This is a genomic window from Shewanella donghaensis (genome assembly GCF_007567505.1).
GTDB lineage: Bacteria > Pseudomonadota > Gammaproteobacteria > Enterobacterales > Shewanellaceae > Shewanella > Shewanella donghaensis.
Window position 1 is genome coordinate 1647629 of record NZ_CP041783.1, and the last position, 10947, is coordinate 1658575.

Below are 10947 nucleotides of genomic sequence, written 5' to 3' on the forward strand. Positions count from 1 at the left end.
TTGAAAAAAATCACAATTGCAAACAACAATTTCTGTGGTGACACTTGTCCCGCAGGCAAATCACAAGCTTAAGGTGGAAGACTTAATGAGCAATGTAAAACCACAGGGGACCATGCTTGGTCATCCCAAGGGGCTTTTCCTGCTGTTTACAACAGAACTATGGGAAAGATTCAGTTACTACGCAATGCGTGCCATTTTGGTTCTATATCTCGTAGATAAAGTACAAGGTGAAGGCGGGCACGGCTTAGGTTGGACAAGTGCTGATGCACTATCTCTATACGGTACTTTTACTGGTTTAGTTTATTTAACCCCTCTCATTGGTGGCTGGTTAGCTGATAATGTGCTTGGCCAACGTAAAGCGATTTATATCGGTGGCGCACTTATGGCCATCGGACAATTTACACTTGCTTTCCCACATAGCTGGATCCCAGGTTCAGAAACTATAGCATTCTATATAGGTCTATTTACTCTCATCATTGGTAACGGTTTATTTAAGCCAAACATCTCTACCATGGTTGGTGACTTATATGAAGAAGGCGATCATCGTCGTGATGGTGCATTCACTATTTTCTATATGGGTATTAACGTCGGTGCTGCGCTAGCTGGTTTTGTTGTTGCATGGGCTTATACAGCATTTGGACAAACAGTATTATTTGAAGGCCAAGAAATTTTTATTAATAACTGGCAAGCAGGTTTCTTCTGTGCTGGTGTTGGTATGGTGTTATCTTTAATCACTCAATTCATTTTTGCACAAAAGCTTCTTGGTGATATCGGTCGATACCCTTCAGCTAAAGTGGAAAAAGAAAAAAATGAAGCCGCAGGTGAAGTACGTAAAGAACCACTAACTAAAATCGAACGTGACCGCATTAAAGTGATTATGATAATGGGTCTATTCACTATTATCTTCTGGGCTGGTTTCGAACAAGCAGGTGGTTTATTAAACCTATTTACCAACGACTTTACTGACCGTTCGATTGGTAACTGGGAAGTTCCAACGACATGGTTCCAATCTCTTAACGCGATGTTTATTGTTATTTTCGCCCCAGTACTGGCATCTATATGGATCCGTCTAGGTAAAAATGAACCTAACTCTCCAGTTAAGTTTGCACTTGGTCTTATCCTTTTAGGTATCGGCTTCTTATTCATGATTGGTGCAGTACTTGAAATGGATGGTGATGCGAGTGCTAAGTCAAGTATGTGGTGGTTAGTAGGTGCATACTTCTTCCATACAATGGGTGAGTTATGTTTATCGCCGATTGGCTTATCAATGGTAACTAAATTGGCTCCACTTCGTATCGCTTCATTGATGATGGGTGCATGGTTCCTATTCGTTGCTATCGCTAATAAAATTGGTGGTATCGTTGGTTCATTTATTGGCCACGATGGCACTAAAGAAGAGCAACTAGCCAATGCGATGGGTATCTTTGCAGGTATCGCGATTACCTCAGCAATATCAGGTATTATCTTATACTTCATGGCTGACAAGTTAGTGACTTGGATGCACGGCGCTGAAGGTCACAATGAAACAGAAGAACAAGCTTTAGCTGAAGAAATTGCAGTAACAGCTGAACATGAAGCGATTAACCGATAAGTAATTATCTCAAATAATCATATCAAATAAAAAAGCCTCGCAAATGCGAGGTTTTTTATTGACTGTGTCTGATGCTGATATGCGAATACATTTAACCCATAGCGCTAAGCTGTCAGTTCGAGCTCCATGAAACCACCTGCCGACAAATCTACGTTATAAAACAAACCATCAAACTGATCATTAAGTAAGCGCTGTCGCTGTTTAGCATCATTACTCGCTATACAAATAGTTTCTTCTGGCAACAGACTCCTAAATTGCATGCTGGGCTTATTCCACTCAACAGTACCTAATGGTAATGACTCAGAGATGGCGATAGGAGCCAAGCCTTTACTATTGCGTAAATAACATCGTAAACCACTGCCCGCTTGTCCTATCGCGACTCTATATTGTTCTAACTCAACACACACATACACCATATCCACATTTAAGCTAAGCCCTGAATTGGCCATCCTTTCATTTAAGTAACTCAACATATTGAAAGGTTCAATGAGGGTGTTACTGATACTGTTTCGATACTCTTTGAGCTTTTGATTTACAAAACTGCGTAATAACACACAACCAAATGCAGCTCTATTATCTTCAGGATGAAAATGTGCCATATACATAATTAAATGCTTATCGCCAACCATAGTAGAATCAATAAAATAGGCACTAACATCACTATTCTTACAAAGACTATAATGAATACTCGCTTGTGGGTAACGAATATCTGAGGCGGGGAAAAGTTGTTGCTGTACACTCTTAGCGGCTTCTGCACTATGCTCAAGCAAAGAGAAGTTATCGATTAACTCCTGGTAAGACAAATCTTCACTCATATTCGCTGCGGAGTTAATTACAGCATGACTGTCATTAAAGTCGATGACATCAAACTGATTTTGTTGCGGGGCGATAGCTTGCTCAATTGCCAGCTCAATGATCGACAAATCAGCAACCGGTTTAACAAGGTAATCACTAGCGCCATAGCGTAATGCCTCAACGACATCAGCCATAACATTATTACCGGATATAACAATGGAAGGCACTGCAGGATTGAGTTTAACGATTTGTTTGAGCATACCGAGACCACCTAACCTTGGCATACTCAAATCGGCTATCACAATATCAATATCGACTAGGTGCTGACTAAAAACAGCGACACCTTCTTCACCGTCATTAGCTTGAAATACTACAGCACCTTGCTGGCTTAAAAAATCAGCCAACAACTGCCTAAATACAGCATCATCTTCAACTAATAAAACAGTGACATTGGTTAATGCCATATAACGACTCCGGCAGTTCACCTGCCGAACAAGTTTTAAACTCGGCAGTATTAATCAAGTTCAGATAAGTATTCATCCAGTAAATCATCATCATTTTGTTTAACAGGCACATTGCCATCATAAACTTTATAATCCATGTACTGAAAATAAGCTTCTTTTACAAATGTATAAGGGTCAAGCGCGTTATCAAGTAAGCGCTCTTGATCAATGGCAGAAGCACGAGAGTCTAGATTCTTTAACCCCCACTTCACAATGGATTGCCATAATAAAAACTCTGATAGTGGAAAGTATAGACCATCAACCCAATCTGCGGCGAGTTCCCTTGTCACATAAGGCCCAAAAAATGGCGCCATAAAATAAGGTCCATTCGGAACGCCGTAATAACCTAAGACTTCGTTGAAATCATCTTGTTTTCGTGACATTCCCATCATATTTGCCACATCAATAACACCAAATAATCCAAGCGTTGTATTAATGGTAAATCGGCCACCAGCATTAGCTGCCCAATCCCACTTCCCCTGTAAGGCATTGTTCACTAGGGAGCTTGGCTCGTCGAAATTTCTCACAAAATTATTAACACCTGACTTTACAGGGGTTGGCAGGTAATCATTATATCCATGCGCCACAGGGCGGAAAAAATGTCGGTCTAGTACCAGGTAATTAAAATCCCACATCGCGCGGTTAAATCCTTCAATAGGATCGCGCGGATCATTATATAGAATTTCGACTGCTGGCTTTTCTTCAAGCTCTGCTGATAAAGGCGTTTTTTGCTCAGCCTTTAACGTAAATGAAAAACAACCCACCAACAAAAAAAGTAACATCCATTTATACTTCATACATCTCTCTATACAGGACAACTAGAATCAAAGTAAATTTATCGAAAACACTGACTAACTAATATTTATATTGGGATTAAAGACAAAAAGCAAAATTAAAGCTAAGGTGATTTGAGTCGATACAAAGACTATCAATAAAATGAAATAAGTCGATTTTCAAGCAACGACTTATCAGCGGACTCGCTAATTATTGCGGAAGACTCAAATGGCAGTCTTTAACCATGACGACCTGATAAATATAGCACCTAAGCAATGAGCTTACCGCTAAGGATACTTAGCAAGCTTAGGAGATCAACGCTTAAATTGTAATAGAACATATTTAAAGGTGATAATAGATTTAATGCCTGTAACTAAATCAAATAACAATATAGATAAAAACATTTTAATAGACACAAAACCAGTGGCTAAATCCCTGCTTGCTTCCCCTTCTTCAAAGGGATCACTGCCAGCGCCATTGGTAGAAAATGAAGCTAGTTTGGTTTCAATAAAAGTGTCAACGCCAAATACTAAACCTGTTATAGCTGATCGCGTTAATCAATATGTCAACTCTCAAACATTGAATGTTGAAATTGATCAAGACAGCTTTCAATTTAAATCTAATGAAAAAATAGCCAGATTACTGCAAAGTGGCGCCAAATTAATGCTTAGTTCAGAGGCAGTTTTAGCGTTATCAAAAATGCCACCTCTGACAGCTGATAAACTTATACCTGCACCTGCAAAGATTATAGTTCAGAGCCAGTTGGTGTTAGTCGCTAAAGCACTTGAAATCAAAATACCGATTGAACTAATAAAGCTTGCTCAAAGCAATGATATTTCACCATCACAACTCATGAAGTTAGCCGCAAGGTCAAATGGTTATCCCCTGCCTTCTGTAGATATCAAAGCGAACAATATGCAATTTGAGAATGGAACAAAAGTGATTATTTCAGCATCAATTAAGCTACCCAATGGCCAGCACCTCGCTCATATTAGCCAAGACTCAGGGAAACTATTGCTAAAATTAACCCCTATTTTACATGTTGAGACGGTAGATTTTTCCTCGGTAAAAAAACAGCACGCGCAAGCAATTATTAATTCAAATCATATTGTAATCACTAAAAATGAACCAGCCCAATTATTAGGGCAATATCTAAAAAAACTAGAAAATATTCCACTAGCACCTGTACCTGCCAAATTGTCTCAGCAAACAATACCTACACAGTTAAATCAATCTGTTATGGAACGACAAAAAGTAGCGTTGAGCAGTGATAAAGTCCCATTGGACATAAAGAACATTTTAAACAGTAATCAAAAAATATCTTCAGAGCAGAAAACCCAAATAACAACTTTACTTAACCAGGTTATTTCTCAAGGCAAAACAACACTTTCATCACAAAAAATTGATAATTTGAATCAGCTAACGGAGAAAGTTAACTCTACAAATCTGACTGCTGATCAGCGCAGCCAGATATCTCAAACACTAGCTCAACTAACTTCAAGTACTAATGCCAGAACTAATGCCAGTACTAATGCCAGTACTAATGCCAGTACTAATGCCAGTACTAATGCCAGCAGCAATACCAGAATTGAACCCATCATTAGTAGAACAGAGCAAAATAACACTAAAAGTCCATTTGAAGTGCTTAACCAAAATTTGCTCAAAGCTGGTGCTATGCCAACAAAAGTACTTAACAACAATATTTCAAATAATTTAGCCTCTGAACTATTGAAATTCATTCCAAAACTCGATCCGATGCCGCTCACTCAATTGGTTAATATCAGCTTGCTTAAAGGTGAGCTTTCAAGCTTAACTAGCCTTAATGTTACCAATACACACTCAACACCCAATATTGGCTTAACAGGTGGTGCAATAACGACTTTGTTCCAGTTATTACTTGGGTTTAAATCCCCAAATAATGGTTCAACACTTAGCCCAAAACTGCAAAGCTATATCACTAAGCTTCAGCAAAAGGTCTTCAGTAACTCAGTGCAGGCACAGAATCTATTTAGTGCATTGGATAAGGCCGGAAGCCTTGAGTCGATAGCAAAGCTAACCAGTAGCGTAGCGTTGTATCAGCAGGCCAGTAGTGATATTACTCAAAATCAAGCTTGGTATTTTGCAGTGCCATATTCAATCAGCCAAAGAAATGAGCAACTAGAAGGTAAGTTTGAACAAGAGAGCCAAGGCGACCAAGACGAAAATGAATCTAACTGGCGATTACAGTTGAAGTTTAATTTGGCTCAGGGCCCCTTGTTGATCAATGCCTATAAACAAGGCGAGTATTTGGATCTTAAATTTACTGGCGATAATCAGCAAGTGCTTACCAAAGTTAACCAGTATCAACAAACTTTATCATCTAAAATACAGCATGCAGGATTTCAACCACGAGAGATATCAACCGAAATGGCTAAAGTCCCAGCAACATTATTACCAGGTGATCATTATCTGGTCAAGACGAATGCGTAACATCAGAATTAAGACACATTATGACAAATAAAAAACAGGCTGTAGCACTGAGTTTTGATGGCAATAGTGCACCGAAAATTACTGCGACAGGTAAAGACTTAGTCGCTGAAGAAATCATATCGCTTGCAAAAGATGCAGGCATATTTATCCATCAAGATGAAAATCTAAGTAATTTTTTACAGCTTCTAGAACTTGGAGATGAAGTGCCAAAAGAGCTCTATACATTAATTGCCGAACTCATCGCCTTTGTTTATATGCTAGATGGGAAATTTCCTGAACAATGGGACAACTTACACCAAAAAATTATTGAACAAGCCTAATGAGTAGACTATCGAATTATTTTTTATGTAAGCGAATAATCAATTCAGCTTCCGCTTTAGGTAATTCACACTCTTGAACCAGCTCTTCTACACCCGCACCCAATGCAACCATTTTTAATGCCCTTGAATATAACTTCGATTGCGGATCTTGCTGACTTGCCTCTTCTATTATCTCAGATTGCTTACTAATTTTTTGCTCTAACTCTAATACACGCTTACCGACACCTATGGTGCCACTTCGTAGTTCTTGTAACTCTCGTTTTAGACTTTCTCGTTGTCTATCATTCTCTTTCACCAACACGGTAAGAGCATCGACTTTGGATTGAAGTTTAGTGGTTCTTTTTGAGAAGAATATTCCCATACCGATAACACTTAAAACATAGACAACAATGAAAATAAGTAATTCTTGCGTCATTGATATTCCTTGATAAAGCTTATTTAAGTTATTAAAACACAAAAGCCAGCAAATTAATGCTGGCTTTTGTTTGAATAAGAAAATCTTATAACTGTGTTAATTCAGCCCATTCATCGTCTGACAATAATTTGTCTAAATCAACTAAAATTAATAGCTCATTATCACGATTACTCACACCTTGAATGAACTTGGCGCTTTCTTCAGTACCGACATTAGGCGCATTATCTATTTCAGAACGACGCAAATATACCACTTCAGCCACACTATCGACTAAAATACCAATGACTTGTTTTTCTGCTTCAATAATCACAACTCGAGAAGAGTCATCCACTTCAGCCGAATTAAGACCAAAACGTGAGCGAGTATCAATAACTGTCACGACATTACCGCGCAAATTAATAATACCTAATACATAAAGAGGTGCACCAGGCACTGGTGCGATCTCAGTATAGCGCAACACTTCTTGCACTTGCATAACATTGATACCGTAAGTTTCATTATCTAATTTAAATGTAACCCACTGTAATACTACGTCTTCTTTACCTGCAGCTGCTGTTGCTACATTTCTTGAGTCTGTCATAAATAACCTCAGTCAATCGAATCTTGACAACCTAATCCTGCATCTAGCATCTCAATGAGCGCCTGCACATTCAAAATGCCACACATTTGTTCTTTAACAACACCAGCAAGCCACGGTCGCTTACCTGCTTTCTCACGCCAATTGACATGAGATTTATTAATTTTTACCGAGTTGACTAAAGACTCACATGCAAATCCCCAGTCACTATCTTCAAGCATTACGATATATTGATAATCAATTGAATCCGCCAATTCTTTAGTATACTTCTCTGGCATAACCCATTGACAACTATCAACCACATTTACCGTTTGCTCTCTACGAGTTTGCACCCCTAAAAACCACTTAGGACGCCCAATCAGGTGATTAATATGTTCTATTTTAACAATACCACCCAAACTAACCAATGGTACAGCAAGGGTTAACCCCGCAACATTGAAAAATAAAACCTGAAATTCATCATCTAATACTTCTTGTATATTGTTAGTTATACTAGGTGGAACTGACGACAAAGCAATATCAGCAGATTTCAATTGCTGTGGTTCTTGTTCTGAATCAACATTAACCGCTTTATTAATAACTCTATCGGCTGACTTTTTTAAATCTTTATTTTCTGTTTCAGATAATTGCACTTCTGCAGCCAGGGGAACAACACTCCCGTCACCCTCTATCTTACGACGTAACTCTTCAGCCTTATTTTTGATACTTTGTTGTACATCTACTACCGATTTTTTTGCTAAATTCGGTTTAGAAACGGCGGATAATAATTTAGATAGCGCATCTTTATCAACACTAGATTGAGCAAAGTGCTTCTGCGCTGTATCAGGCCGATTTACACGAGCTGGTGCTGGAGATTGAAACATCGACGAATTAACCTGCTCTTTTTTAATATGACTTGATGGTTGTATTTCACTTGAAAGTGCATTTTTGTTATTTTTTTCAACATTAACTTCTTTAACAACATCCTCTGCAAAAGTGGATTGTTTAATTAAGCTTTCGTTGTCATTTTCAATCGCTGACAGAGCCTTCTTATCAGTCTCAAACTCTTCCGCATCAGGAACGGTTTCCGTAGGCTCCTGTAAAAGAATGCAGAAAAAATCAAAAACAGTCTCATCAACCGATTTTGACATGTGTTAACTCCTTCGATAATAAGTCGTCAAGTAATCGATTGTAGGCTTTCATACCTCGGCTACTTGGGGTGTAATGCGATGCGGGAACATGGGCTAAACTGGCATCTCTAAACTTAGTATCAACAGGAATAACGTCTGGCCACAATGTATCTGGATACATTTCTTCCAATGACTTTAATGCCACTGGTGACGCTTTGGTTCGACGATCAAACATGGTTGGTAAAACCGTAAAACTGTACGTTGTTTTTTTAGAACGCCCCATCAAAGCCATGGTCTTGATCATTCGCTCTAAGCCTTTAATGGCTAGGAACTCTGTTTGAACCGGAATGATAATGTGCTGGCTTGCAGCTAATGCATTGACCATTAAAACACCAAGAATGGGAGGGCAATCAATGAGAGCAATATCGTATTTATCATCTAGCAAGGCTAAAAGGTTTCGTATCACCAACCCCATCCCTTCTTGATGCCCTAAAGCTCTATCTAGCGTAGCTAATGCCATTGAAGCAGGTATTAGATCTAGTCCGTCAATCGAGGTAGGGACAATATGTTTTTCAACCTCTGACAAGGTTAATTGTTTATGGGCCAGAAAAATATCGTATAACGAGCTTGGAATTTCTTCTGAATCAATGCCCAAATAATAGCCAAGCGATGCATGAGGGTCGGTATCGATCATTAAGACTTTTTGGCCACGCTTAACCAATGCGCCGGCTAGACTGGCAACCGTCGTCGTTTTTCCAACTCCACCTTTTTGGTTTGCAATTGTCCAGACTTTCAAATCACGCCTCGCAGTATTGTTATTATCTTTTACTGGTTATTCTGGGGTAAATCAGTTTCACGAGTCGTTACCCTAATTCCACCATGTGGTAGAGGAATAACTTTCACGCCCTGTGTATTTTCGATAACCGTATCATTAACGGTCTCTAGCATAGGTGGCGAAACCTCATTAGTATTAGAGCTAACGCCTGGACCTAATGTTAGTGTTATTTGTTCACCATTCGCCGCCTTTTGGGCTAACGCTTTGGTTTTATCTGGGTGTTTTGTCAACCAAGCGGCGATATCTGCGGCTTGGTCATCTGGCACCATCAACAACACTTGTGACGACTTTAATTGCTCAACTTGAAACTGCAAATCTCGCATTTTTTTTGCACTATCAAAATACAAGCTCGCGAATGAAATCACCGCGATCACTAATAAAAACACAACCAACATCTGTTGAGTGCTCATTGAACGACTTGCCTTAGCCACGAGATGTCTCTTTAAGAATAGCTTCTGCCATATTTTCTAAAGCAATAGAATGAGTTGAAATACCTGCGGCAGTAACCGCTTGAGGCATACCATACACCACACAACTGGCTTCATCTTGCGCCCATATATTGGCACCGACAGCTTTCAGCATTCTAGCACCTTCACGGCCATCTGCGCCCATACCGGTAAGTACAACAGCGAGAACATCACTACCGAAGACTTTTGAAGCTGAAGCAAAAGTAATGTCGACACTAGGTTTATAATTCATGTCAGCATTACCTGCAATCACCTTCAAACGGCCAAGAGAACCACTTCTTTCAACCATTAGTTGCATGCCACCAGGGGCTAAATAAGCACAACCGGGTTTAAGCACATCTCCACTTTGTGCTTCTTTCACTTCAATTTTACACAAGCTATTCAAACGACTAGCGAATGCTGGCGTAAAAGCAGCAGGCATGTGTTGTATTAATAAAATTGGATGCGGATAGTTTACTGGAAATGCCGTTAGGATTTTCTGAAGTGCAACAGGCCCGCCTGTTGAGGTGCCGATAAGCAATGCTTTATATTTCTTGCCACTGGCACGAATCGAAGAAACACTGCTTACAGGCGCAGTTCCAACAACATTTGATGACTTGGTCGATATAGAGGCTCTTGCAGAACCAAGGCTTGAAGCAGAGTCCGAGCGGGCTGTATTAGCTCTTTGAATCGGTTTATAAAGACGTCTTCGCCCTAATGCTTTCACTCTTTGTTGGAGTAGCTTTATTGCATCATCTTTATTTGATGCAATATCTTCAAATCGTTTAGGTAAAAAGTCCAATGCACCAGCATCTAAAGCATCAAGTGTTGCTTTAGCGCCATCATGGGTCAAAGAGGAAAACATCAAAATTGGGATTGGATTGGTCGCCATTATTTTACGGACAGCAGTAATACCATCCATAACGGGCATTTCGATATCCATAGTGATAACTTGCGGCTTCAACTTTACAGCCATCTCAATGGCCTCTTGGCCATTGACTGCAACACCAACGACTTCAAGGTCATTGTCTTGATTGACAATTTCACTCACGCGGCGTCTGAAGAAGCTTGAATCATCTACAACTAAAACTTTAGTAGCCATTTAATTCCTTA

11 protein-coding genes are annotated in these 10947 nt (G+C 39.5%); 3 read left to right on the forward strand and 8 right to left on the reverse strand.

The genetic code is table 11. The features are described 5' to 3' along the window. Nucleotides 1–85 precede the first annotated feature (85 nt). The gene (locus FPK91_RS06975) at nt 86–1591 is read left to right on the forward strand and encodes a peptide MFS transporter (RefSeq protein ID WP_144209885.1); all 1506 of its coding nucleotides are present in this window, start codon (nt 86–88) and stop codon (nt 1589–1591) included. Between the two features lie 104 nt (nt 1592–1695). Here FPK91_RS06975 and FPK91_RS06980 read toward each other — a convergent pair whose 3' ends face one another. Both FPK91_RS06980 and FPK91_RS06985 read right to left on the reverse strand, forming a co-directional pair. Further along, a complete protein-coding gene (locus tag FPK91_RS06980; protein WP_144209888.1) occupies nt 1696–2850 on the reverse strand; it encodes a response regulator in 1155 nt (384 codons plus the stop codon). 50 nt (nt 2851–2900) lie between these two features. Continuing rightward, complete coding sequence (locus FPK91_RS06985; protein WP_144209891.1) at nt 2901–3686, reverse strand: MlaA family lipoprotein; 786 nt, start codon at nt 3684–3686, stop codon at nt 2901–2903. A 340-nt stretch (nt 3687–4026) separates the two neighbouring features. On the opposite strand from FPK91_RS06985, the gene FPK91_RS06990 reads away from it, so the two are divergent. Then, nucleotides 4027–6132, forward strand: a complete 2106-nt coding sequence (locus tag FPK91_RS06990; protein ID WP_144209894.1) for a hypothetical protein — start codon at nt 4027–4029, stop codon at nt 6130–6132. Between the two features lie 20 nt (nt 6133–6152). Next, a complete protein-coding gene (locus FPK91_RS06995; RefSeq protein WP_144209897.1) occupies nt 6153–6452 on the forward strand; it encodes an EscU/YscU/HrcU family type III secretion system export apparatus switch protein in 300 nt (99 codons plus the stop codon). Between the two features lie 16 nt (nt 6453–6468). Here FPK91_RS06995 and FPK91_RS07000 read toward each other — a convergent pair whose 3' ends face one another. The 6 genes from FPK91_RS07000 to FPK91_RS07025 form a co-directional block, all read right to left on the reverse strand. After that, entirely contained in the window at nt 6469–6867 is a 399-nt protein-coding gene (locus tag FPK91_RS07000; RefSeq protein ID WP_144209900.1) for a DUF2802 domain-containing protein, read from the reverse strand. Nucleotides 6868–6952: 85 nt separating this feature from the next. Next, nucleotides 6953–7447, reverse strand: coding sequence for a chemotaxis protein CheW (locus tag FPK91_RS07005; protein ID WP_144209902.1), 495 nt, complete (start codon nt 7445–7447; stop codon nt 6953–6955). A gap of 8 nt (nt 7448–7455) precedes the next feature. Continuing rightward, entirely contained in the window at nt 7456–8574 is a 1119-nt protein-coding gene (locus FPK91_RS07010; protein ID WP_144209905.1) for a chemotaxis protein CheW, read from the reverse strand. Then, entirely contained in the window at nt 8558–9349 is a 792-nt protein-coding gene (locus FPK91_RS07015) for a ParA family protein (RefSeq protein WP_144209907.1), read from the reverse strand. The genes FPK91_RS07010 and FPK91_RS07015 overlap by 17 nt, the downstream gene beginning before the upstream one ends. A 29-nt stretch (nt 9350–9378) precedes the next feature. Continuing rightward, a complete protein-coding gene (locus FPK91_RS07020) occupies nt 9379–9798 on the reverse strand; it encodes a membrane anchored protein in chemotaxis locus (protein ID WP_227006708.1) in 420 nt (139 codons plus the stop codon). Between the two features lie 13 nt (nt 9799–9811). After that, nucleotides 9812–10936: a protein-glutamate methylesterase/protein-glutamine glutaminase gene (locus FPK91_RS07025; protein WP_144209910.1), complete on the reverse strand. Its 1125-nt coding sequence runs from the start codon at nt 10934–10936 to the stop codon at nt 9812–9814. Nucleotides 10937–10947: the final 11 nt, after the last annotated feature.

Excerpts from the sequence above, each read along its gene's own strand:
- FPK91_RS06975 (WP_144209885.1), top strand. The coding sequence starts at position 86 with ATGAGCAATGTAAAACCACAGGGGACCATGCTTGGTCATCCCAAGGGG.
- FPK91_RS06980 (WP_144209888.1), bottom strand. The coding sequence starts at position 2,850 with ATGGCATTAACCAATGTCACTGTTTTATTAGTTGAAGATGATGCTGTA.
- FPK91_RS06985 (WP_144209891.1), bottom strand. The coding sequence starts at position 3,686 with ATGAAGTATAAATGGATGTTACTTTTTTTGTTGGTGGGTTGTTTTTCA.
- FPK91_RS06990 (WP_144209894.1), top strand. The coding sequence starts at position 4,027 with ATGCCTGTAACTAAATCAAATAACAATATAGATAAAAACATTTTAATA.
- FPK91_RS06995 (WP_144209897.1), top strand. The coding sequence starts at position 6,153 with ATGACAAATAAAAAACAGGCTGTAGCACTGAGTTTTGATGGCAATAGT.
- FPK91_RS07000 (WP_144209900.1), bottom strand. The coding sequence starts at position 6,867 with ATGACGCAAGAATTACTTATTTTCATTGTTGTCTATGTTTTAAGTGTT.
- FPK91_RS07005 (WP_144209902.1), bottom strand. The coding sequence starts at position 7,447 with ATGACAGACTCAAGAAATGTAGCAACAGCAGCTGCAGGTAAAGAAGAC.
- FPK91_RS07010 (WP_144209905.1), bottom strand. The coding sequence starts at position 8,574 with ATGTCAAAATCGGTTGATGAGACTGTTTTTGATTTTTTCTGCATTCTT.
- FPK91_RS07020 (WP_227006708.1), bottom strand. The coding sequence starts at position 9,798 with ATGAGCACTCAACAGATGTTGGTTGTGTTTTTATTAGTGATCGCGGTG.
- FPK91_RS07025 (WP_144209910.1), bottom strand. The coding sequence starts at position 10,936 with ATGGCTACTAAAGTTTTAGTTGTAGATGATTCAAGCTTCTTCAGACGC.